Origin of the sequence: Roseinatronobacter monicus (assembly GCF_006716865.1) — a bacterium.
Taxonomy (GTDB): Bacteria; Pseudomonadota; Alphaproteobacteria; order Rhodobacterales; family Rhodobacteraceae; genus Roseinatronobacter; species Roseinatronobacter monicus.
The window spans coordinates 801668-824837 of record NZ_VFPT01000001.1 but is presented as its reverse complement, the minus strand read 5'-3'; the positions used below and the strand labels follow the sequence as shown (position 1 = coordinate 824837).

The window sequence follows — 23170 nt, the reverse complement described above, 5'->3', positions numbered from 1 at the left end:
GCTTGTTACCCTTTGCTCGGTTCAGGGGCGACCCGAGGGGACTGGCAACGCGCCTAAACCTTGGCCTGCGGCCTATGCTGGTGGCGGGCCGGGTTATGCGGTGTCAGGGAATGGGGCACCTCTTGCCCATGCGCGTCCATCAAGGCCGCATCGCCCAGAACCTCATGCGCGGGGCCATCGGCGCAGATGCGCCCCGCGTCCAGCACAATCACGCGCGGGCACAGATCCAGCAGCAGTTCCAGATCATGGCTGGCGATCAGCATTGCGTGCTCCATCCCGGCAAGCAGGCGTATCAGGCGGCGGCGGCTGCGCAGGTCCAGCGCGGCGGACGGCTCGTCCAGCAGCATCAGGTCGGGCTGCATAACCAGCGCACCGGCAATGCAGGCGCGACGCTTCTCGCCGCCAGATAACTGGGTGATGGGCCGATCCTCCAGCCCGTTCAGCCCGCAGGCGTGCAAGGCCTCCGCCACACGGGCCGCGATCTCAGGGGCGGGCAAGCCCAGATTGCGCGCCCCGAAACTGACATCCTCGATCAAGGTGGGGCAGAATAGCTGGTCATCAGCTTGCTGGAACACAAGCGCCACAGCCGGCATGAACTGGCCTTGGCGCACAGGCTGCCCTCGCAACCGCACCTGTCCTTGCTGCGGGGCCAATATGCCCGCAATGGTGTGAAACAGACTGGTCTTGCCTGCCCCGTTCGGGCCGACAACGCCCACCCGCGCGCCTTGCCCCAAGGCGAGTGTCAGCCCTGACAGCACAGCGCCCTGCCCCGGCCAGCCCACCTCGACTTGCTCAAGCTCCAGCAGGCTCATAGGCTGCGATCCATCCAGATAACGGCCAATGCCAGCCCCCCCGCGCCGGTCACAAAGGCCCAGTCGCGCGCGCTCAGGGTCGGTGCGGGCGCGGCCAGCCCCGCGCCATAGCCGCGCAGACGCATCGCCGCCCAAAGCTGTTCAGAACGGGCCTGCGCGCGGATCAGGCTTGTGGCCAGCAACAGCGCATAATCCGGCAGTGCGCGCCAGCCGGTTATGCCCCCCCGCAAGCGCCGCGCAAGCCGCGCGCGGGCCAGTTGCGCCGCGACCTCATCCATATAGCGCAGCGTCAGAAGTGCCAGATCCGCCATCAATGCAGGAACCCCCAGCCCGCGCATCCCCGCCACCAGATCAAACGGCGCCACTGGCGACAGGATTGCCAGCGTCATGGCAACAATCGCCAGCAACCGCCCCGCAATCAGCGCGCCCGCCAATGCACCCTCCTGATACAGCGCAATCGGGCCAAGATGGGCCAGCACCGTCTCGCCCGCGATCAGCGGCAGCACCAGCACAAAGCCTGCGGCCAGCACAGCCGCCCCCCGCAGGCGCACGAGAATTTGCCAAGGCCTGCCCGAAGCCAGCACGCCCACCCCGGCGATGAGCCACAGCGCAGGCAGCGCCGCCAGATTTTGAACAGATGCGAAGGCAAAGGCCAGTCCGAACGCCACCACCAGCCGCGCGCGCGCACTTAAAGCGGGGGCGCGGCACGCGCGCTCAGGCATGGGCCAGCATTTGCGGCGCGGTCCGGCGCAACACCCGCAACAGCACCAACACGATCACGCCTTCGGCCAGAACCAGCGGCACATGCGCCAACACGAAGAGCTGCAACGCCACACGCTCTGCACTGGTATCCAGTGCCACAGGCAAGCCCAACAGCACAAACCCCGCAAAGATCGCAAGGGCTGCCACCACCGCCCCGCTGCCCGCGCACAGCGCCGCCATATCCGGCCAGCGCCGCCCCGCTGCGCGCCATATACCAAAGGCCAGCAGCGCAGGCAGGCCCAGAATCAGCCCGTTCAACCCCAATGTCGTCAGCCCGCCATGACCAAACAGCACAGCCTGTAGGAACAGGCCCACCAGTATGGCTGGCACCGCGAACCAGCCCAGCATCACCCCCAGCAACCCCGCAAGCATCAGATGCACCGACGCGGGCGGCACAGGGACAGCCACCAACGAGGCGGCAAAGAAAACCGTGGTCAGCATTGCCGCGCGCGGGATTGCGGCGGACGGGTCCGGCAGACGTTTGATACGCGACAGCGCGACAGCGGCCAAAACGCCCGATCCGGCATATCCCGCCAGCGCCAGTTCAACCGGCACAAGCCCGTCAGGCAGATGCATCGGACCTCCCCCTACGGCTGCGGGCATACAGGGCCGTGCCCAGTGCGCCCCAAGCCACAAGCGCCACCATCAGCGCCCGCTGCACCCATGTGTCGGGCGCGGAGGAGGTAATCAGCACAGGCGCATCCTCGCCAATCTCGACATATGCCGAGACACCATGCCCGGCCTGTCGGACCTGAACCAACCAGCGCCCGGCGATGGCATCGGGAATAAACTCATAGCGCCCGTCACGATCCGCCACCCCCAGCCCCCAAGCCTGTTCTGAATCATCGGGCGCATAGATGATTATCTGCGCATGGGCCATCGGCGCGCCTGTATCATAGCGGGCATGCAGCCGGATGGCCTGCGCAGCGTCTGCGTCCAGCACTGCGGCATGACTGTGGGCGACATGCGCAGGTGCTATGACGCCCACCACCAGTGCAAACAAAAGCGCAAGATTACAGCGCATGGCCAGATGTCCGTCCGGCAGCGTCAACGGCGAAGTGGCGCATGGTGGATTTCCTTTTCGCACGCGTATGATGTTCTTGTGCAATCGTCATACCCGCGCAAAAGGTGCGGTCAAGGGCGGGAATAGTCTTGCTATTATCGGCTTATAGGCGTTCAGTTTGCCTGCTCAGCCATGAATCCCTAGGAAAACCGCACCCCAAACAGGACATCGCTGGGGGCAAAGCCCCCGCAGTAATGCACACATATTAAGCGGATTCTGAAGATTTGCTCACAAATTGAGCATCCCATTAAACCCGCGTCACATCGCGGTTCAGCCCGCACCCTCCGGTGGCTTGCGCGCGGTCCCCATATACAGAATCGTCGTCAGGGGCAGACGCCCGAAGCGCAGATCGCCGCGCAGACTTAGCCCACGCGGGCCAAGCCCTGTAACTGGCCCCGGCTTCAGCCCTGCGTCAACAAGTCCTGCGCGCAGCTCAGCCGGTTTGATGAACAGCGCCGGGTCATGCGTGCCCTTGGGCAGCAGGCGCAGCACATCCTCTGCCAGTGTTATGGTTGCCAGACGCGCCAGCGGGTTGCGGTTGATCGTGTCGAACAAAAACAGCCCGTCAGGCGTCATTACACGCGCAACCTCAGCCAGCACGCGGGGCAAATCGCGCACATGCTCCAGCACATCGACACAGACCACAGCGTCAAACGCAGCGTCGGCGTAAGGCAGCGCTTCCCCTACGCCCACATCGTAGCGAATGTCATAGCCCATGGCGCTGGCATGGGCGCGGGCGGCCTCGATTGCCTGCGCGGCGGGGTCAATGCCTGTGACAAGCGCCCCGCGTGCGGCCAACGCCTCGGCCATGAAACCGCCCGCGCAGCCCAAATCCAGCACGCGCTTGCCGGACCAGTCGATCTGGCGGTCGAACCATGACAGCCGCCCCGGCACCATCGCCTTGAGCGTGCGCACCCAGCGGATATCATCCGACCACCAGCGATCGGCCACTTTGTCGTAGATTGTCAGGTCATTGCGGGTCATTCTTGGGTATCCTTGGCAAGGCATAGGGGGTGCGCGCGCGGTAGGCTGCAAATCTCGCGCCATAGCGTGTGGCAAAGCGGCGTTCCTTCAGGCGGGGGGCCAGCAGGCAATACGCAGTGAAAGCAACCGCAAGCAGCAGTTGGTCCGGCGTCCAGACCGGCACGGTCCACAGCGTCAGCGCAAAAGCCACATAGATCGGCTGGCGGATGACGCGAAACAGCCCGCGCGTGGGCATATCGGGAAAGCGTGGTGCGATCCGCGCCATCAGCGACATCCACCCCAATGCGCCAGATTGCACTTCGGCGCCCGCATCAAAACTGGCCTTCAGCAAGATCAGCCACGCCGCCGCATAGGCCGCGCAGACCAGCACAAACGCCGCCCCGTCTGCCCGCCACCAGACAATGCCCGAGGGTGTCCAGAGCGTGAACAGCGCCAGCAATTGCGCTGACGCGATCAGTGCATATGTGGTTGTCGCCAATGTCGTCCCATGAGGGCCGGACACCAGCCGCGCCAGTATCCGGCTGCCCTTTGCGGTCAGAAACAGCGAATGCGCCAACGGGAATTGCACGATCAGCGCGATATTCGCGGCCCACGCATAGGGCTGCGGCACGCGCCCGAAGCTTTCACTCAGCCCAAAAAACATGGCCACGATCATCGCCAGCACACCCAAGGCGAAAACGGCATGCGTGACCAGCCCCAAGGCAAGCGCCAGTGCGATCCGCCCGGCACCAGGCGGCGGGCGCGCTGCGGCGCGCAACAACCGCACCAACCCTGCAAGGCGCGGGTCATCCCACATCGGCGCGCGCCAGTATATCCTGCGCGAGGGCGTGACCGCTGGCCCACGCATCCTCGACTTTTCCGCCAAGGCACCAGTCACCGCCCAGATAAAGGCTGCGATCCGCGCTGCACAAGAAGGGTTGCCCCAAAGACTGCGTCACATGTGCATAGCGCCAGCGATGCGCGCTGACATGGCGCACCGCCTGTGGGTCTGCCCCGATCACATCGCATAGCAGCGGCAGCATCAGCGCGGCGATATGATCGGGCGCGCGTTCCAGATGTCTGGCCGACCAGTCCGCTCCGGCCTGCGCCACCCATGTTGTGGCAACGGCACTGCGTCCGGGCTTGGTGCTGTTTTGCGCGATCCATGCCAAGGGGTGCCCTTCGTCCAGACGATGCACAAAGGGGCGCGGGCTGTCTGGCGCAAAGGCGGCCATCAAGGTCAGACACGGAGCCATGCGCACCTCGCCCAGCGCGGCAACAAGCGGATGGTCGGGGCCAAGCAACCCCGCCACTTGCGGCGCGGGTATGGTCACGATCACACGGGCGGCGCGGAATACGCCCGATTGCGTCGTGACATGCCATCCATCGCGCACACGCTCCAGCGCCGTGACTTCGCAGGCGTGCCGTATATCCAGCCCCAGCGCCATTGCGCGCGCCAGCGCCGACATGCCGGGACGGCCCACCAGAGGGCGCGTCTGCGCGCCATCATCCCAAATCGCGGCCCCGGCGTTGTCCAGCACCGCTTCGAAATCCGCATCGCGCGCGTGGAAATATTGCGCGCCATGGTCAAAGCTGACCTCGTCTTCCCCAAGCGCCACCCGCCGCGTGGCCACACGCCCGCCAATCCCGCGCCCCTTGTCCAGCACCAGCACAGACTGGCCCGCCGCCGACAAGGACCGCGCGCATGTGATCCCCGCCATGCCCGCGCCGATCACAAGCACATCTGAACGCTCTGTTTCGACCTGCACGCCAATTCCCACCTGAAACCCCCTCAATCCTCAACGGCAAGTAACGCAGCGCCACAGGCTTTCAAACGAAACCCGCGCGAATATTCGACACATTGGGGCGGGCATATCGACGCGCGCCCTTCGCCGAAACATGATTGACCGATGAAGCTGTGTCGGGAACTATTGCCGCGTGCCACGTGTAACCACGCCGCACCTGCGCGCGTAATACAGGTAGCCACCAGCGGAGCATCCGATGAAACCTGCACAATCCGGCAAGACACCGCCAGTCCCGCCCCCCTCGCTGGAGGTGCTGATGCGTGCCACACAAGCTGGCGATCAAAAGGCGTATCGGCTGTTGCTGGATCAGGTGGCGCTGCGCATGCGCGGGCTGGTGCGCCACCGCGCCCCGTGGCTATCGGCAGAGGATGTCGAGGATATTATCCAAGATATCCTGCTGTCGCTGCACCGGGCCCGCGCCAGTTGGGACCCCGCGCGCCCCTTCCTGCCTTGGATCGTGACCATCGCGCGCTCGCGCATCACCGATCACGGGCGGCGCTATATGCGGCGCACAGCCCTGCATCTTGCCGCCAGCGATATCGCCGAGGCGTTCTCGGACATGCGCGCGGACAACACCGCGCAGAATGTGGTCAACCTGCTGTCCGTGCGCCGCGCCATGCAAGACCTGTCCCCGACCGAGCGGCAGGCCTTTGATCTGCTGCGCCTGCGCGAATTGTCACTGGACGAGGCCGCGCAGATCAGCAAGTCCACACCCTCAGCCCTGAAGGTCGCTCTGCACCGCGCCAAACGCAAGATGAAGGCCGTGCTCTGGACGGAGGACAAGAGATGACACATACCCGCGACGCCAGCCATACGACATCGGCACTGATCGACACTCTCAGCCAAGATCTGCGCCCTGTCGCGCTGCTGGCCCATCCGATCTGGCGGGCCTTTGGCTGGGTGCTGGTCGCCTTGGGTTTTGCCAGCGCGATGGTCTGGGCAATCGGGCTGCGACCAGATTTGAGCGATCAATTGCGCGATCCGCGCTTCATGCTGGAACAGGGGGCCGCACTTGCGACAGGGTTTTGCGCGGCAGTGGCGGCACTGGCCCTGACCATACCTGCAAGCCCCTTATGGCTGCGCATATTGCCATTGCTGCCGGGGGCCGCATGGATCAGCGCGCTTGGGGTCGGATGCTTGCGCGACTGGGTGAATGCTGGCCCGGCGGGGCTGGCCCTTTCGCCGGATATGGCGTGCTTTTTCTATATCGCGCTGATCGGGTCATTGCCGGCACTGGTCATGGCGCTGATGTTGCGCCGCGGTGCCGTGCTCTATCCGAACTGGAGCCTTGCGGCAGGGGGGCTGGCCGCCGCCGCCATCGGGAATTTTGCGCTGCGGCTCTTTCACATGCAGGATGCAGCCCTGATGGTGCTGGTCTGGCAAATGGGGTCGGTGCTGCTGCTGGCCGCATTGAGCGGCGCGCTTGGGCACTGGGTCTTGCGCAGATCGGCGCTTGACCCCGCGCTGTCATAGAATCGCAAACGCATACAGCGCCGTTGAGGCCAGCGCCAACAGCGCCAGAGTTTCAATCACGACAATGGCCAGATGCCCGCCGCCCACCGCCGTCAAGGCCCTGAGCGAGGTCTTGACCCCAAGTGCTGCAATCGCCGTGATCAGACAAGCGCGCGATACCGTGTCGACCTGCGCCACCAGTGCGCCCGGCAAATCAACCGCGCTCCCTAAGGCCACAAGTGCGAGGAACAGCACCATAAACCACGGCAGAAGCGGAATTTTGCCCTGCCCTGCCCCCGGCCCTGCCACCCGCAGCACCAGCACAATGGCGATCAGCACCACCGGCAGCATGGCCACGCGAAACAGCTTGGTGATGGTTGCCATCTCGCCCGCAGTGTCCGAGACTGAAAACCCGGCCCCCACAACTTGCGCCACATCATGAATGGTCGCCCCGATCAAAAACCCCTGCTGCACTTCGCTAAAACCAAGCCCCTGAAACAGCAGCGGATAGACCACCATCGCAATGGTCGACAGTGCCGTCACCGCCATAACAGTGAACAGGGTGTTGCGCTCGGTCTTGTCGTTATGGGGAATGACCGCCGCAATCGCCAGCGCGGCAGATGCCCCGCAAATCGCCACCGCCCCGCCTGTCAGCAAGGCAAAGCGCCACTGGCGGCGAAACAGGGGGGCGGCAAGAAAACCCGCCGCAATCGTCAGCGCGATCAGCCCGATCAAAAGCCCCGCGCCCTGAACCCCGATCTGCGCCAGATCATCAAAGGCAATGCGTATACCCAACAGGCCCACACCCAGCCGCAAGATGAACTTCGCAGAAAACTCGACGCCCGCGCGGCAAGGTCCGTCCTCGTGCAGAAAGTTGAACGCCATGCCCAACAGCAGCGCAAACAGCATGACCGGTGCGCCATAATGCGCCCCCAGAAAGGCCGCAGCGGCCGCAATGGTTGCCGACAGCATGACACCGGGCAAGAGCGGCGCACCCCAAGCGCGCAGACGAGACAGAGCGGACATCCAAACCTCCTGGACAAACGCAAGGGGCGGGCAAATGCCCGCCCCTTGTCACAGCACAGCCAGATCAGGCCGAGCGGTAGAGTTTCGTCATCGAGAATTCCCGATGTCCCAGCGCTTCGGCAGCGGTCACGCGGCCATTGGCCGTGCGCTTGACCATCTCGATCAGCGCGTCGCCTGCCTGATCAATGGTCATGTCACGGCGCAGAACACCTGTAACATCGACATCAATATGTTCGGACATGGTGCGCAGCGTGCGCGGGTTGCCCGAAATCTTGATGACCGGCACGATTGGGTTGCCCACCACATTGCCTTGCCCTGTCGGGAAAGTGTGGATGACATAGCCCGCAGCCGCCATCAGCGTGACGCATTCTGCCGCCGCCGACGAGGTGTCCATGTAATACAGACCATTGCCCTTGGCAGGGGCCTCGGCAGGTTCCAGCACGTCGATATAGGTGCTGGTGCGGCCGATCTTTTCCAGATTGCCCAACGCCTTTTCTTCGATCGTGGTCAGACCGCCAAGGATATTGCCCTTGGTGGGCTGGCTGTCGGACAAGTCCGAAGTTTTAAACTGCTCAATCACGTCATCCTGATAGGCCTTGAAGGTCTTCATGAACTTCGCGCCCACCTCGGGGCTGGCGGCACGCTTTTCGCAGATATGCTCGGCACCCGTAATCTCCGAGGTTTCGCCGAACACGCCATACAGACCATGCGGGATCAGCTTGTCATACATATTGCCGACAGTCGGGCAGGATGACAGGCCCGTGGTGGTGTCGGATTCGCCGCATTTCGTCGACACCCACAGATCGGTTAGCGGGCAATCTTCTTTTTGCAGCTCGGTCGCCCAATGGACATATTCCTTGGCCTTCCAGCTTGCGCGGCGAATGGTCTCGAAATCACCATTCTGCTCGATCCAGAACCCTTCGACCGGCTTGCCAGTCTTGGCAATGCCATCGACGATGATCTTGGTCCATTCGGGTTCAATCCCGATCACGATCACTGCGGCCACATTGGGGTTGGCCCCTGTGCCGATGATGGTGCGGAAATGCAGGTCCAGATCTTCACCGAACTGCAAACGCCCATAGGCATGTGGGATCGCCATCGTGCCCTTGACGTTATTGGCCACCGCTTCGCACGCCGCGTTGGAAATATCGTCAACAGGCAGGATCAGCACGTGATTGCGCACGCCGACGCGGCCATTCTCGCGGCGCCATGCCTTGACTGTTTCTTGTGTGAAATCAAAAGCCATGATTTGCCCCCTTACCAGCGCTTGGTTTTCAGATTATGGGTGTGAACATGGCCGCCGACTTCTGCCGACCCGACCATCTTGCCGATGTCTTCGCCATATTTGATGATGGTGTCGCCTTCCTTAAGCTCGACCAGAGCAACCTTGTGACCGATGGGAATGTCAGCTTTCGCGGTCAGGTGGAAATCGGAATTGTCCTCGGTGCAGACACACAGCATGTCCGTGCCAGCAGTCAGACCTTCGACCACGACGACGCCGACATTGTCAGCCTTGTCGTGGACAAGCAGTTGTGGATGGGAATTAGCGATCATGGTCCTCTCTCTCCTTGATTGTGAGTGTCAGATATTAGCCTTGGGCAAGCGCCGTCAGCGTGTCGTGCAGTTGCCGGGACATCTCGATTACGTTTTCGCGCGCCGCGCGTTCACTCATGCGCCGCGCACCGGGCAGGCGCGCGCCGTCCTGCGCCTCGATGGCGGCGAACATCGCTTCGGCCCGGTCAGTGAAGCCGGGGGCAAAGCGGGCCGGGTCCAGCACAAGGATGAAATGCGCCAGATCGGGCGCAGGCCCCTTGTCATCGAACAGCGAGCTGGCCTGATAGGCGAAATTCGCGCCCGCCAATCCAGCCGTCAGCAATTCCACCATCAGCGCAAGCGCCGCGCCCTTGGCCCCGCCAGAGGGCACCATTGTGCCCGCCATTGCGGCATCGGCGTCGGTCGTGGGGTTGCCGTGGGCGTCTATCGCCCAGCCTTCGGGAATGGGCGTGCCTGCCTTTTGCGCCAGCATTACCTTGCCGCGCGCCACATGGCTGAGCGACAGGTCAATCACCAGTGGCGCACCACTTGCGCGGGGCGCAGCAAAGGCGATGGGGTTGGTGCCATAAAGCGCGCGATTGCCGCCCCATGGGGCCATCGCCGCAGGGGCGTTGGCCAGTGCCATGGCGATCATCCCTTCGCGGGCAAAAGGCTCGACCGCTTGCCCCGCGACACCGAAATGATGCGAATGGGTGAGCGAAACGACCGCGACACCCAGTTCTTTGGCCACGTCGCGCGCCGCTTGTGCGCCCGCCTCAATCGCGGCAAAGGCCAGCCCGTAATGCGCATCAACCCGGATGACGGCCCCGTCGCGTGTCACGCTGGGTTCGGCCTGCGCCTGAACCTTGCCGGTGCGCATTTGTGCGGCATAGAACGGCACCCGCGCCAACCCATGCGAAGGCAGCGCCTCCTGCTCGGCCAGAACCAAAGCCTGTGCCGCAGGGCGCGCAAGATCTTCGGGCATACCGGCGGCGGAGAATGCAGCAATAACCAGCGCTGTTGCATCTTCCGGTGTAATCTGGACTGTATCCATCTGGGCGGTCCTGTCTTCGAGTATCTTCATGCTGCTTGAAAACTATATAGTTTTAATGTTATAGTAAAGTCAATGGAGATATTGATGCAATCACCAACAGACGGAAAGCAAATGAACACTCCTCAAACGCCCCTGCGTCCTGTCTCCATGCCGCTTCACAGACAGTTGCGCGACCTTCTAATGGCACGCATCAAGGCAGGCGAATGGTCGCCCGGGACCTATCTGCCACCCGAAACGCGACTGGCCGAAGATTACGGCGTCGCAGTGGGCACATTGCGCAAAGCGCTGCTGGATATGGCCGCCGAGGGGGTTGTTGTGCGCCGTCAGGGCAAAGGCACAGTCGTTGCCAGCCATGACAGCGATGCCGTTCTGTTTCGCTTCTTCAACCTGCGCAGACCCGATGGCAGCACGCTGCACCCCGAAAGCCGCGTCTTGTCGCGGATGCGCAGGGCTGCATCGTCACCCGAAGCCGCAGCGCTGGGGCTAAAACCGGGCGCGGATGTGGTCTGCATCACCCGCGTGCGCGAAGTTGATGGCACACCGATTATATTTGAGCATATCGTGCTGGACGCGGCGCGCTTCGGGGCGCTGGAACGCACGCCCGAACTGCTGCCGAACACATTGTATCAGCTTTACCAGACAGATTACGGGGCCACAGTCCACCGCGCGCGCGAACAGATTACGGCGGCCAGCGCAACTGGCACCTGCGCGACCGAATTGGCTTTGCACGACAACGCCCCGTTGCTGCATGTTCACCGAGTTGCACTGGATTACAGCGGCACACCGTTGGAATTGCGCCTGTCTTGGGTCAACACCGCCAGCCTGTATTATCACACCGAGGTGTGACTGGTCCGCCTGTCCTTGCAAGATTGTCAGGTGACGACCGTGCGCCCAATGCCGCTGCTATAACGGTGACACTGCATTGCCGTCAGGCAAAGCCGGATCAGAGCGATAGAATTACATGCAAACATCCGATACGCCCCTATTCGAAGCATCTGTTCTGCGTAACCCATCCATCCACGCGGTCTGGAATGCATGGGGCGCTCTGGAGTTGCCAGATTGCTGGCTGGTGGCAGGCTGTTTGGCGCAGACCGTGTGGAATAAGCGGTTCGGCCTGCCTGTGGAGCATGGCATTTCCGATCTGGATCTTGTGTATTTCGATCCAAGCGATCTGTCGGAACACACCGAGCAGCGGCATGCGCAGCGTATTCGGCACCTCTTTGCAGCGCTTCCCGTGTGGATTGACGTGAAGAACGAAGCGCGGGTTCACCTTTGGTATGAGGCAAAGTTTGGCTTTCCGATCCCGCCTTATCAATCCGCCTTGGACGCAATTGGCACCTTTCCCACGACCGCGACAACCGTTGGCCTTCGCCCGACGGGGCAAGGCACGGAACTTTGCGCAACATATGGGTTGTCTGACCTGTTTGACGGCGTTGTCAGAGCGAACAAGCGGCTCATCACACGCGAGATATTCGAGGCCAAGGTTGCAAAATGGTGCAGCCGGTGGCCGGACCTGAAGGTGATTCCGTGGGACGAGAGCTGATCCGCCATATTCAGAAGCGATGTGGCACATGTGCCGCCCCGCATCTCCACCATACCCGCGCGGCCCGGTTATCCCGCCTGCGCCACCTCCAACACGATCTTGGCCGCATTGACCTGACCTGAATCCAGATCGGCAAAGGCTTGTGGCCCTGCCTCTAGCGGGCGCGCCTCAACCCAGGCAAGTTGGCCCAGCGCCCCTTGCGCCAAGGCATTCAGCGCGGCTTGGAAATCGTCGGGCGTGTAGCAATAGCTGCCGGTGATGGTGATTTCCTGAAGCGTGATCCGGCGGATGTCATACCCTTCCTGCCCCGGAAGCAGACCCACATGCACGATCACACCACCGGGGCGCACCAACCGCGAGGCGGCCTGCCGCGTGGCAACTGCGCCCACAGCGTCAATAATCAGGTCAAAGGCACTTTCGCCGGGGTCGTGGGTGGTGGGGTCAAAGGTTTCGATCCCCGCCTCGCTTGCCAGCATGGCACGCCGTCCGGCATGGGGTTCGGCCAGATGGATGCTGCCTGCCCCCAAATGGCGCGCAATCAGCGCGGCCGCCACACCGATGGCCCCGCCGCCTTGCACCAGCACGCGGGGGTGCGGCAGGCCCAGCCGTTCCAACCCGATGCGCATCGCGTGCCACGACACAGCGACAGGCTCACTCAGCGCGGCATCCCGCAGGCTCAGGCTGTCGGGCACTGGCAACAGGTTGCGTTCGGGGATGGTGACAAATTGCGCAAACGCACCGGGGCGTGGCGGCATGGAAATAATCGCGCGGGTCGGTGACAGATGCGGGCGTCCGGCCAAAGCGGCAGGGCAGTCCGGGTCCACCACCAGCGGGTTGATCGCCACGCGCGCGCCCTTGCGCGGGCCGGATGCGACCAACCCCGCTGCCTCATGCCCCAGCACCAGCGGCGCGGGGCGGCGGTCGTCATGGCCGTGATAAGCGTGCATGTCCGACCCGCAAATCCCCACGGCATGGACGGCCACCAGCATCTCGCCCACCCCCGGTTCGGGGCGGTGCTGGTCGGTGACGATCATCTGGTTGGGGCCAGTATAGACAAGCGCGCGCATGGTATCCCTCATTTCGCGGTAAATCCGCCATCAACGAACAGGGTTTGGCCAGTAATATAACCCGCCGCGTCCGAGCACAGGAACACAGTCGCCCCATGCAAATCTTCCAGCGCGCCGTTGCGCCCGATCGCGGTGCGCGCGGCATTGGCAGCGGCCAGTTCCGGGTCATTGAATACGGGCGCGGTCAGTGGCGTTGGAAAGAACCCCGGCGCGATGGCATTGCAGGTGATCCCTTGCCCCGAGAATTCCTGCGCCAGAGCACGGGTCAGTTGCACAATACCCCCCTTGGCCGCGCCATATGGGGCCGAATTCGGAAAAGCCCGGCTTGATTGCAGAGAGGCGAGGTTCAGCACCCGCCCCCAACCCCGCGCGGCCATCCCCGGTGCGAGATGTTGCACCAGCAAAAACGGCGCACGCAGATGCAGCGCCATATGCAGATCAAACGCCTCGGCCGTGACTTCGGCATAGGGTTGGCGCAGATTGACGCCAGCCGCATTGACCAGAATATCCACACCGCCCGTGGCTTTCGCAAGGCTTTCCAGCGCCGCCGGATCGGTCAGGTCGGTGGGGTGGGCGCGTGCGTTTAACCCATCTTGCGCAAGCTCCTGGCAGGCCACATCCAGCTTGGCACTGTCGCGCGCGGCCAGATGCAGGCTGGCCCCCTGCAAGGCCAAGGCGCGCGCCATCGCCAGCCCGATACCGGAATTGCCGCCCGTCACCAGCGCCTTGCGCCCTGTCAGATCGAACAGATGATCAAGCGCGCCCATGTATTGTACCTTCCTTATCCAGAACCGACGCGGCCTTCATCAGGGTGTCGGCAATCTGGTCACACTCCTGCGCACTCAGCCCAAGGGGAATGCGGATGTCACAGAGCGTCGCCTGAATGGCACAGGCGCGCGGGACAAGGCTGGCATCCGCACCGATCCAATGCGGCGGCGATGAGGTGTAGCCTTCGGGCAATTCAGTGCCAAACCATTTGACCATAACCCCCGCATTGCGCACAGCCGCCACAAACCGCGCCATCTGCGCGGCACTGGCCCCCGGCAAGCGAAATTGCACCGAGCTTTGCGCATAGGCTTCGGCCTGTGGCCGATGGGGCAAAGCAAACCCCGGATGAAGCGCAAGCCGCGCAGCAATGCGGTCATGGCTGGCATTCCAATCGGCGACCCGCTCAGGGATCAGCGGCAGTTGTGGCAAGGCAAGGGCCGCCACAAGGTTGGACATGCGCAGGCTGTAATTTGCACAGCGGGTTTTCCAATGGTCCATAACCTCGCTGGGTGGCACCGTGCCGTTTTGCCCATACAGCATATAACTGCCCGAATGCAAAATGGCTTGCGCGGCCAGATCAGGGTCATCAGTTGCCAGAATGCCGCCCTCGCCGGTGTTGACATGCTTGGCCGACTGGAAGCTGAAACACCCTGCCCGCCCGAAACTGCCCGTAGGCTGCCCCGCCCAAAACGCGCCCAATGTGTGGGCGCAATCCTCGATCAGGGAAATACCCTCGGCCTCGCACAGTGCCGCCAGCGCGTCCATGTCGCAGATATGCCCGCGCATATGCGACAAGAGCAAATGCCGCGCGCCACTGCTGCGGGCCTTGGCGCGCAGGTCGTCCATGTCGATGGTCAAATCTTCGGTAATCTCGACCAGCACAGGGCGCGCGCCGATATGGTCTACTGCGCCGGGCACTGGCCCAAGGGTGAAGGCGTTCATAAGGACCGGATCGCCGGGGCACACCCCTGCCCCCTTCAGCGCCATGAACATGGCAGAGCCGCAAGAATTCAGCGCCACCGCATAGCGCCGCCCGATCAACCCGGCAAAGGCACGCTCCAGCACCGCAACAGGTGTGGGCTGCGTGGGGCTTTCGGCGTAGCGGTGCAACCGGGCGGTAGCAAGAAGCGCCTGCACATCTGCCAGCGCCTCTCCTGGAATTTCGGGCGGACGCCCAAGATCAGCAACCCCACCCATAAGATTAAGAGATCGACTCGACAGGTGTGCCAAGGTCGAAATTATGACCGGGGTAGTATTTGGCCAGCCGCGCGTCAGCAGTGCGGGCATGGGCCTCCATCCCTTCCAGCCGCGAGATGCGGGCAGTGCGGATGGCCAATTCCTTGCTGGCCCCCCGGTCGGCCTGTTGCCATGTCAGCGGCTTGAGGAATTTATGCACCGACAGCCCCGCCGAATAGCGCGCCGCATATTTGGTGGGCAGAATATGGTTGGGGCCAGAGCATTTATCGCCATAAGCTACGGTGGTTTCCTCGCCCACAAACAGGCTGCCATAATTGGTCAGGTTGGCGGTCCACCAGTCCAGATCGGCGCAATGGATTTCCAGATGCTCGGACGCGTAGTCATCCGACACCTTGACCAGTTCTTCGCGCGTGTCGCACAGGATGACTTCGCCGTAATCGCGCCAAGCTGAAAAGGCGGCATCGCGGGCGGGTTCGGGCAGCGTTTCAATCAGTTCCGGCACGCGGGCGATAACAGCCTCGGCCAAAGCGCGGTCATCGGTGAACAGCCATGCGGGCGATTCATGCCCATGTTCGGCTTGTCCGACCAGATCGACCGCCACAATTTCGGGGTCTGCGGTGTGATCGGCCAGAATGCCAATCTCGGACGGGCCTGCGAAGACATCAATGCCGACCTTGCCAAACAACATGCGCTTGGCCTCGGCCACGAATTTATTGCCCGGCCCGACAATCACATCTGCGGGCTGGCCGCTGAACAAGCCATAAGCCATGCTGGCAATCGCCTGCACACCGCCCAGCGTCATTACAACATCGGCCCCCGCTTCGCGCATCGCATAGAGCACATAGGGATGCATCGCGCCGCCCCGGAACGGGGTCGAGCAGGCGACAACCGTTTTCACACCCGCCGCCTTGGCTGTGGCCACCGACATACAGGCCGAGGCGATATGCGCATAGCGACCCGTGGGCACATAGCACCCCGCCACATTGCACGGCACCCATTTCTGTCCCGCTTTCAGGCCAGAGGACATGGTCATTTCAAAATCACGCACCGAGTCGCGCTGTGCGATGGCGAAGCTGCGCACCTGCGCCACGGCAAAGGCGATGTCTTCTTTCACCTGATCGGGCACTTCTGCGGCGCGGGCGTCCATCTCTTCGCGGGTGACGAGGATGGGGCCGTCCCATTTGTCCAGCGTCTTGGCATAGGCGCGCACCGCGTCTTCGCCTTCGGCCTCGATCCGCGACAGCATTTCGGTGACGACGGCTTGCGCTTGCGCAGACTCGGTTTCCGGCGTTTTGTCGGCTTTTTTCAGATAGGTGATCGCCATCTTGATCTCGTCATCCTTTGAGGTTGTGACCTGCCACCCTTAGCGGGCGGCAGGTCGTTGAGTGCATCATTCGTTATTGGCAATGGCCCGCAATTCGGGGTCGTCCATGACCATCTGCATGAAGCTTGGGTTGATGTAGTCATCCGCGACCGGCGTTGTGTCCGTGGTGCCGACCGAGGTCATGAAATCGCCAATGGCAGTCAGCCACTGATCGACATCGCTATGCCCGTCCGAGCGGTCCAGAATGGCAAGCTGCTCTTCCAGATCGAAGGTCGGGCGCAGGTCGAACTCTGCGTTGATCGCGGCGTCCGAAATCTCGACCCCACCATCAGAATAGAAATCGACCAGATGGCGGCGGGCCTCATCAGGGTTCTCGCGTGCCCAGACAACACCGCGCAGGAACGTGGCCAGAACGGCCGCTACACGTTCAGGGTGCTCTTCGGCAAAACCGGGGCGCACAACCAGCGCGCCGGGCACAATCGCGCCCGCATCCGCACCCGAACACAGGTAATCGCTGTTGGCGCGCTCCTGCAATGTATAGGTGTTGGGCGCCCAGACGCCGGCCAGCTTGCCCTCGCCTGCAATAACACCGGTGATCACCTGCGCCTGTGCAAGATTGACATATTCCACATCAGACTGGCTCAGGCCCCACTGTTCCAGACAGGACTGCGTGGCAAAATCGACGGTGGAGTTGGTCGTCAGCAAGATCCGCTCGCCGCGAATGCTGTCAGGGTCCGCGCGAAAGCCTTCAATCGCGTCATTGGTGGCCATCAGCGCATTGCCGCGGCTTTCGTCATTGGTAATGCCAACCGTTTTCAGCCCGAAGCGGGCCGCACCCAGCACGGCGGGAACCGAACCGGTGCCGCCCACATCCCAGTCATTGGCCTGCGCGGCTGCAATCTGCGGCGCGCCTGCGGGGAAGGTGGTAAAGCTTGGGTCAAGGCCAACATCAGCCCACCAGCCAAATTCAGTCGCCAGATAGAATGGCAGCGCCCAATACAATGCGGGCTGATAGCTCAGGTTGATGGGGGTCAGGTCTTGGGCCTGCGCGGGGGCATGGGCCGCGAAGCTTGCCGCTGTCGCAAGGGCCAGCGCTTTGAAAGTCAGTTTCATGGGTGAGTTCCTCCTTCTGTTGTAGTCGTTTCGATGATTCAGGCGTGTTGCGCCGCCTTTTCCTCGCGCAGGCTGCGCCAGATATGTGTGCGCAGATGCACGAAACTTTCGAGGTCCATCACATCCTCGATCTTCTCGTGGCTGTCCCAGTCTTCGGCATTGCGAATACTGGCGACGTCCAGCACTTCCTTGATCCGCCCCGGCGCGCGCGTCATGATCGCCACGCGGTCAGCCAGATAGACGGCCTCTTCCACCGCATGGGTGATGAACAGCACCGTGCGGGGGTTCTTGCGCGCAAGGCGCACCAATTCTTCTTGCATGACCACGCGGGTCTGCGCATCCAGCGCGCCGAACGGCTCATCCATCAGCAGCACATCGGGGTCCAGCACATAGGCGCGCGCAATCGCAACCCGCTGCTGCATACCGCCGGACAGCTGGTGCGGGAAATGCTTGGCATATTGGGTCAGGTTCATCAGGGTCAGAATGTCGGCAATCCGCGCCTCGCGCTCGGACCGGCTGACATTGAGGTTGCGCAGCCCCATATCGATATTGTCATAGACCGATTTCCACGGAAACAGCGCGAATTGCTGGAACACCACAGCGCGGTTGGGACCGGGGCGCTTGATTGGCGTGCCATCAACCGTGACAACCCCGTCCGTTGTCGGCTCGAACCCCGCAACCATGCGCAGGCAGGTGGTCTTGCCGCACCCCGAAGGACCAACGATGGCCACAAATTCCTTGTCGCGGATTTCCAGATTGATGTTCTGAAGGGCATGGAACCCCGTCTCGCGTGGCCCGAAAATCTTGCCCACATCGTTGAATTGGATCACACCCATTCGACTAACCCCTTGTCCCTATCAGTTTTCCAGCCCGCGTCTGCGCTGGATGATGCGTTCGGCCAGCCGCAGCGCGCTGTCCAGCGCCAGACCCACCAGCCCGATTGCGACCATCCCGGCCATCACAGTTGTCGTTGAAACATTCGCCTGCCCCTGCACCATCATGTACCCAACTCCGGCAGAGGCTACGATCAGCTCGGCCCCCACCAGCGATTGCCAGCCAAGGCCCGCCGACACCCGCAGCCCCGAGATGATGGACGGCACGGACGAGGGCAGCAGCACTTCGCGGATCACCCGGTGCGACGGCGTGCCCAGCATATTCGCCGCCTCGATCAGGCGCGGATCGACGAATTTCGCACCGCGATAGGCATTGATCACACAGGGCGGAAAGGCACCCGCAAAGATAATCATGATCGGCCCGCCAATCCCTGTGCCAAACCAAAGCGCGGCGAAGGGCACCCATGCGATTGGCGCAACAAAGCGCAGCGCATCAAACAGTGGCGAGACGATTTCGTCCAAAAGCTGATACCAACCCATCAGCAGGCCAAGCGGAATACCGATCAGCGCCGCAAGCACAAAACCGTAGGCAAAGCGCTGAAAGCTTGCGAACAAATGCCCCGGCAAGGTCGCGCCCGCAAAGCGGCGGTCCAGCAAGGTGGTAAAGCGGTCATAGACCTCCACCGGCGAGGGCAGGAATACATCCAAGATCAGACCGCTGACCGCCAGCCCGTGCCACAGCCCGATGAAACTTCCCAAGCCCACAAGACCCAGAAGAACCGATTGCATGAAAGGTATTTGCTTTTGCATGGGCTTATCCTCTCGCGGCCAAGGCGGCGGTATTCCAGCGCAGCGCATAACTTTCGGCCACACCCAGCAGGCGCGTGGTACCCCAACCCAGAATGGCCACGGCGATCATGCCCACAAGGATCATGCCGGGGTACAAATCCTGCTGCGCCACATTCAGAACGCGGCCAATCCCGTAGAACGCACCCACCAGCTCTGCCGCGACCAATGTGGTCCAGGATGCCTGAAGCGACAGCCGCAATCCGGTAAAGATCATCGGGCTGGCACCGGGAACCAGCACCTCACTCACAAAGCGCACCTTCGGGATGCCCAGCATATAGGCCGCCTCGATCACGGGGCGGTCGATATTGCGCACACCGGCATAGGTGTTGATAACCGATGGCACAAAGGCCGAGAACCAGATCACCATCATCTTGGCCGCATCCCCCAGCCCCAGCCACAGGATCGCCAAGGGAATCCATGCCAGCGGCGGGATCGGGCGGATAATCAGGAAGATAGGGTTTATCAGCGCCTCTGCTGTCCTGCTCCAGCCCATCAGCAGGCCAAGCGGCACACCAGTGACAATGGCGAACAGAAACCCAAGCACAACAAGGCGCAGCGAGTTGTAGACATGCAGCGTTAAATCACCGCCGCCATAGCCGCGCCCCGAGACATGCGTAAACGCCGACCATGTTTCAGCAGGGGACGGAAACCGCCCGGACGGGATAATTCCAAAGCCCGTTGTCACTGCATACCAGATGACACAGACCACAAGAATGGTAACAAATCCGATTGAAACCCTGCGCGGCACGACATCCCCCCTCAAGAACTATGCAAACGCTTTCATGGATACCCGTATCCTGTCAACTTTAATTTGCAATAAACTTGTATTTTCCATTATTTTCATTATAAATCGTCATGTAAATTTTCATAGCCTGGATGAAAAATGTCATCAAATCGAAAGCCCACACTTGCAGATGTGGCGCGCGATTCTGCGACTTCGATTGCGACAGTCTCGCGTGCGATGTCGCAACCGGGGCTGGTGCAGCCCGACACGCTGGAGCGTATCCGGCAGGTTGCAGCACGGCTGGGATATGTCCCAAACCGGCGCGCCCGCGCGCTTGTCTCGGGCCGGTCCAACACCATCGGCGTGGTTGTTCCTACGCTGAATTCCCCGATCTTCTCGGCAACCTTGCAGGAAATGCAGCGCGCCTTCAGCGCGAACGGGTATCAGTTGCTGATTGCATCCCATGAATACGATTCCGCGAATGAGGCGGGCGCGCTTGCCCAACTCATCTCGCATGGGGTGGACGGCTTGGTGGTCGTGGGCGGGGACAGGCCGCAATCCACCCGAACCATGATCGACGCGGCTGGCGTGCCCCTGATCCAGATGTGGGAAGGGCGCGAAGGCTTTGACCGGGTTTTGGTCGACAGCTTTCAGGCAGGTTATCTGGTCACGCGGTATCTGCTGGATCTGGGCCATACCCGCCTTGGTGTGATCTGCGGGCATTTGCGCAACAACGACCGGCAGGCCGCGCGCGTCAACGGCATCCGCGCCGCCTTGCAGGAACGGGATATTCCGCTGGCCCAAACCCAGATCTGCCAGCAACCCCTGTCGCTTTCAGCAGGGCGCGCGGGCTGCATGACCTTGCTGGAAATGGTCCCCCGCCCCAGCGCTGTCATTGGCACTGCCGATCTGCTGGCCATCGGCGCGATGATCGAGGCACAGGGGCGCGGCATTAATGTGCCCGACAGCATTTCCTTTGCCGGGATCGACAATGTCGATTTCGCCGCCCATCTGTCGCCGTCCCTGACCACGGTCGACATACCCGCCGCCAGCATTGGCGCTGAAACAGCGGCGCTGATGCTGCAACGGCTGGATGATGCAACCCTGCCCTCGGACCGCACAGTGCAATTGCCGGTCAATCTGGTCGTGCGTCACTCGACCGGTCCCTGTAAGAGCTGAGCGGGGCGGCAGCGCTGGTCAGGTATTTTGCGGATAGGTGATGATCGACAGATAGCGCGCAGGCAGTTTTTTCAGAATTTCGGGGCCATGCGGTGCGTCCGCATCAAAAAACAGCGTGTCGCCGGGACAGAGGTGATACAACTGGTCGCTGTGGCGATAACCCAGTTCCCCCTCCAGCATATAGATCGTCTCGATCCCGCCATGCTGGAACGTGGGAAAAATATCGGATTCCGTGCTTAGTGTAATCAGATACGGCTCGACCATAACGCCGCTGGCATTGGCCCCGATATGGCCCAGCAAATTGTATTGATGGCCCGCCCGCGTGCCCGCGCGCTCGATCTCGACGCCTTCGCCTGCTTTGGTATGCACCGCCTCGCGGTGTTCCTCGAACCGGCGGAAGAATGCGGTCAGTGGCACGCTTAGCGCATGGGCAAGCGTCTGCAATGTGGTCAGCGAGGGCGAGGTGTTGCCATTCTCGATCTTGGACAGCATTCCGATGGACAGGCCCGTCACCTGCGCCAAATCCGACACAGTCATCCCCTTTTGCCGCCGGTACCCGCGCACTTCACGCCCGATGGCCACCTCTAGAACCTTCTCGCGTTCATCGCGCACAAGATGGGGGTCTTGCGACAGCTTTGCGCCGCGGTCTTTTTGTGGGATGCTCGGCAAAGACTGCGGCATGGATACGCTTTCAAATATAACATTCCGAAACGGCGCCGCGCGGTACTCGGGCAAAAGGAACGATGAACAATGTTTCATCATGATATAGATTCCGTAAACCAGAATGAAAACCTGCATCTGGGGTTTCTGATTTTCCCCGGCTTTCCGATGGCCTGCCTGACCTCGATGATAGAGCCATTGCGCGCGGCAAATGAAATCTCGGGGCGCGAGGCATTCCGCTGGTCACTGATTTCAGAAGATGGCGCAGCGGTGGAAAGCAGCGCGAAAGTTGTGTTTCATCCATCATCTGATCTGGCCTCGCTGCGCGGGGCAGATCATGTCATCGTGCTGTCGCCCCCCAATGGCCAATTCGGCAACCCGCGTCAGGGCAATGGCGCATTGCGCGCGCTTGCACGTCATGGGGCTGCGCTGGGCGGGGTCAGTGGCGGGGTGTTTCCGCTGGCGCGCGCCGGCTTGATGGACGCGCATGTCACCTCGGTCCATTGGTGCTATGCCAGCGCCTTCGCAGATGAATTTCCCGATCACCGCACCACCGATGCAGTGATCATGGCCGAGGGGCGGCGACTGACGGTATCAGGTGCTGCGGCCGCCTTCGATGCCGCCCTGCTTTTGATCGAGCAGCGCCTTGGGGCCGAGGTCATGACCGAAGTGGCCTGCTGGTTCCAGCATCCGCTTGTGCGGGGCGAAGGTGTGCGCCAGAAAATCCCGGCCCTGCGCGCCGCCGCCACATCGGACATGCTGCCCGAACCCGTGGCCAGCGCCGTGCGGATCATGTCCGAAAATCTGGAAGACCCGATCGGCATTGCGGATATCTGCGAACAGATCAGCCTCTCGCCGCGCCAGTTGGAGCGACACTTCAAGGCGCTTACCGGCAAGTCCCCCTCAATCTATTATCGCAACCTGCGACTGGCCGCAGCCCGTCAACTGGTCATGTATTCCAACAGATCCATGTCCGAAATCGCCCTTGCCATCGGCTATGCAACCGCCAGCCCGTTCCGCCAGCGCTATATTGAAACCTATGGCCTGTCTCCCGAAGAGGACCGGCGCAAGATCAACACATTTCGCGTGCGCGACAACCGGCCGGTGCCGTCGGTCTGACGACCGCGCGTCGCGTCTTGGCACCGGACCCTCTCTCTCGGTCGCGGCAGTCCCGATTGCATGATGCCCATAACATTTGGCGCGCCGTGATGAACTGAGTCGGTTTTGACGACTTTGCGGAGGGTCGTAACGCGCGGAATAAAGGCCGAAGGCCGCCGCGCATCGCCGGGCCGCACCCACGGCACGGCGATTTGGCTGCCACATGCGCAACGCTGTGATCTTTCGCGGACTTGGACAGCATAAAGCGCTGTAGCAGAAAGCGACGATCGCCACACCGCGGCCCGTCGCTGCGCAGCTATGCACCCAAAATGCACAAACTACACC

General features: G+C 62.1%; 26 protein-coding genes. 6 read left to right on the top strand and 20 right to left on the bottom strand.

Annotated elements, in window-relative coordinates; all coding sequences use genetic code 11:
* Positions 1-53 precede the first annotated feature (53 nt).
* From BD293_RS03685 to BD293_RS03655, 7 genes are all read right to left on the bottom strand, one after another.
* Complete coding sequence (locus BD293_RS03685) at positions 54-812, bottom strand: energy-coupling factor ABC transporter ATP-binding protein (protein ID WP_142079918.1); 759 nt, start codon at positions 810-812, stop codon at positions 54-56.
* A complete protein-coding gene (locus tag BD293_RS03680; protein ID WP_142079917.1) occupies positions 809-1534 on the bottom strand; it encodes an energy-coupling factor transporter transmembrane component T family protein in 726 nt (241 codons plus the stop codon). Before BD293_RS03680 ends, BD293_RS03685 begins: the two co-directional genes overlap by 4 nt.
* A complete protein-coding gene (gene cbiM / locus BD293_RS03675; protein ID WP_142079916.1) occupies positions 1527-2150 on the bottom strand; it encodes a cobalt transporter CbiM in 624 nt (207 codons plus the stop codon). The genes BD293_RS03680 and cbiM overlap by 8 nt, the downstream gene beginning before the upstream one ends.
* The gene (locus BD293_RS03670) at positions 2137-2598 is read right to left on the bottom strand and encodes a carboxypeptidase regulatory-like domain-containing protein (protein ID WP_246086201.1); all 462 of its coding nucleotides are present in this window, start codon (positions 2596-2598) and stop codon (positions 2137-2139) included. The genes cbiM and BD293_RS03670 overlap by 14 nt, the downstream gene beginning before the upstream one ends.
* 309 nt (positions 2599-2907) lie before the next feature.
* Positions 2908-3621, bottom strand: a complete 714-nt coding sequence (ubiG, locus tag BD293_RS03665; protein WP_142079915.1) for a bifunctional 2-polyprenyl-6-hydroxyphenol methylase/3-demethylubiquinol 3-O-methyltransferase UbiG — start codon at positions 3619-3621, stop codon at positions 2908-2910.
* Entirely contained in the window at positions 3608-4417 is an 810-nt protein-coding gene (locus tag BD293_RS03660) for a methyltransferase family protein (protein WP_142084287.1), read from the bottom strand. Before BD293_RS03660 ends, ubiG begins: the two co-directional genes overlap by 14 nt.
* Positions 4407-5381 (bottom strand): NAD(P)/FAD-dependent oxidoreductase, encoded by a 975-nt coding sequence (locus BD293_RS03655; protein ID WP_246086200.1) that lies wholly within the window; start codon positions 5379-5381, stop codon positions 4407-4409. Before BD293_RS03655 ends, BD293_RS03660 begins: the two co-directional genes overlap by 11 nt.
* Positions 5382-5601: 220 nt before the next feature.
* Here BD293_RS03655 and BD293_RS03650 point away from each other — a divergent pair, with 220 nt between their 5' ends.
* Positions 5602-6195 (top strand): RNA polymerase sigma factor, encoded by a 594-nt coding sequence (locus BD293_RS03650; protein WP_142079914.1) that lies wholly within the window; start codon positions 5602-5604, stop codon positions 6193-6195.
* Positions 6192-6878: an NrsF family protein gene (locus BD293_RS03645; RefSeq protein ID WP_142079913.1), complete on the top strand. Its 687-nt coding sequence runs from the start codon at positions 6192-6194 to the stop codon at positions 6876-6878. Before BD293_RS03650 ends, BD293_RS03645 begins: the two co-directional genes overlap by 4 nt.
* Here the strand turns inward: BD293_RS03645 and BD293_RS03640 are convergent.
* From BD293_RS03640 to BD293_RS03625, 4 genes are all read right to left on the bottom strand, one after another.
* Positions 6873-7883, bottom strand: a complete 1011-nt coding sequence (locus tag BD293_RS03640; RefSeq protein ID WP_142079912.1) for a YeiH family protein — start codon at positions 7881-7883, stop codon at positions 6873-6875. The genes BD293_RS03645 and BD293_RS03640 overlap by 6 nt on opposite strands.
* Positions 7884-7947: 64 nt before the next feature.
* Positions 7948-9129: a UxaA family hydrolase gene (locus BD293_RS03635; protein WP_142079911.1), complete on the bottom strand. Its 1182-nt coding sequence runs from the start codon at positions 9127-9129 to the stop codon at positions 7948-7950.
* An 11-nt stretch (positions 9130-9140) separates the two neighbouring features.
* The gene (locus BD293_RS03630) at positions 9141-9437 is read right to left on the bottom strand and encodes a UxaA family hydrolase (protein ID WP_142079910.1); all 297 of its coding nucleotides are present in this window, start codon (positions 9435-9437) and stop codon (positions 9141-9143) included.
* A 34-nt stretch (positions 9438-9471) separates the two neighbouring features.
* Positions 9472-10470, bottom strand: a complete 999-nt coding sequence (locus tag BD293_RS03625; RefSeq protein ID WP_142079909.1) for an Ldh family oxidoreductase — start codon at positions 10468-10470, stop codon at positions 9472-9474.
* 84 nt (positions 10471-10554) lie between these two features.
* Between BD293_RS03625 and BD293_RS03620 the strand changes: the two genes are divergently transcribed.
* Positions 10555-11316 (top strand): GntR family transcriptional regulator, encoded by a 762-nt coding sequence (locus tag BD293_RS03620; protein ID WP_211840987.1) that lies wholly within the window; start codon positions 10555-10557, stop codon positions 11314-11316.
* Positions 11317-11431: 115 nt separating this feature from the next.
* Positions 11432-12013, top strand: coding sequence for a nucleotidyltransferase family protein (locus tag BD293_RS03615; protein WP_142079908.1), 582 nt, complete (start codon positions 11432-11434; stop codon positions 12011-12013).
* A gap of 68 nt (positions 12014-12081) precedes the next feature.
* On the opposite strand, the gene BD293_RS03610 is transcribed toward BD293_RS03615, so the two are convergent.
* From BD293_RS03610 to BD293_RS03575, 8 genes are all read right to left on the bottom strand, one after another.
* The gene (locus BD293_RS03610; protein WP_142079907.1) at positions 12082-13080 is read right to left on the bottom strand and encodes a zinc-dependent alcohol dehydrogenase; all 999 of its coding nucleotides are present in this window, start codon (positions 13078-13080) and stop codon (positions 12082-12084) included.
* Positions 13081-13088: 8 nt separating this feature from the next.
* Complete coding sequence (locus tag BD293_RS03605; protein ID WP_142079906.1) at positions 13089-13847, bottom strand: SDR family NAD(P)-dependent oxidoreductase; 759 nt, start codon at positions 13845-13847, stop codon at positions 13089-13091.
* Positions 13834-15135, bottom strand: a complete 1302-nt coding sequence (locus BD293_RS03600) for a DegT/DnrJ/EryC1/StrS family aminotransferase (RefSeq protein ID WP_246086199.1) — start codon at positions 15133-15135, stop codon at positions 13834-13836. Before BD293_RS03600 ends, BD293_RS03605 begins: the two co-directional genes overlap by 14 nt.
* Positions 15050-16369 (bottom strand): sulfopropanediol 3-dehydrogenase, encoded by a 1320-nt coding sequence (gene hpsN / locus BD293_RS03595; RefSeq protein ID WP_142079905.1) that lies wholly within the window; start codon positions 16367-16369, stop codon positions 15050-15052. Before hpsN ends, BD293_RS03600 begins: the two co-directional genes overlap by 86 nt.
* A 66-nt stretch (positions 16370-16435) precedes the next feature.
* Positions 16436-17482 (bottom strand): ABC transporter substrate-binding protein, encoded by a 1047-nt coding sequence (locus BD293_RS03590; RefSeq protein ID WP_142079904.1) that lies wholly within the window; start codon positions 17480-17482, stop codon positions 16436-16438.
* A 38-nt stretch (positions 17483-17520) separates the two neighbouring features.
* Positions 17521-18318, bottom strand: coding sequence for an ABC transporter ATP-binding protein (locus BD293_RS03585; protein ID WP_142079903.1), 798 nt, complete (start codon positions 18316-18318; stop codon positions 17521-17523).
* 21 nt (positions 18319-18339) lie between these two features.
* Complete coding sequence (locus BD293_RS03580; RefSeq protein ID WP_142079902.1) at positions 18340-19125, bottom strand: ABC transporter permease; 786 nt, start codon at positions 19123-19125, stop codon at positions 18340-18342.
* A 4-nt stretch (positions 19126-19129) separates the two neighbouring features.
* Positions 19130-19912, bottom strand: a complete 783-nt coding sequence (locus BD293_RS03575) for an ABC transporter permease (protein ID WP_142079901.1) — start codon at positions 19910-19912, stop codon at positions 19130-19132.
* A 135-nt stretch (positions 19913-20047) separates the two neighbouring features.
* Here BD293_RS03575 and BD293_RS03570 point away from each other — a divergent pair, with 135 nt between their 5' ends.
* Entirely contained in the window at positions 20048-21067 is a 1020-nt protein-coding gene (locus BD293_RS03570) for a LacI family DNA-binding transcriptional regulator (RefSeq protein WP_142079900.1), read from the top strand.
* An 18-nt stretch (positions 21068-21085) separates the two neighbouring features.
* Here BD293_RS03570 and BD293_RS03565 read toward each other — a convergent pair whose 3' ends face one another.
* A complete protein-coding gene (locus tag BD293_RS03565; RefSeq protein WP_142079899.1) occupies positions 21086-21748 on the bottom strand; it encodes a helix-turn-helix domain-containing protein in 663 nt (220 codons plus the stop codon).
* 69 nt (positions 21749-21817) lie between these two features.
* Between BD293_RS03565 and BD293_RS03560 the strand changes: the two genes are divergently transcribed.
* Positions 21818-22846 carry a GlxA family transcriptional regulator gene (locus BD293_RS03560; protein ID WP_246086198.1) on the top strand — a complete coding sequence of 343 codons (1029 nt, stop codon included), beginning with the start codon at positions 21818-21820 and terminating at the stop codon, positions 22844-22846.
* The last annotated feature ends 324 nt before the right edge of the window (positions 22847-23170 follow it).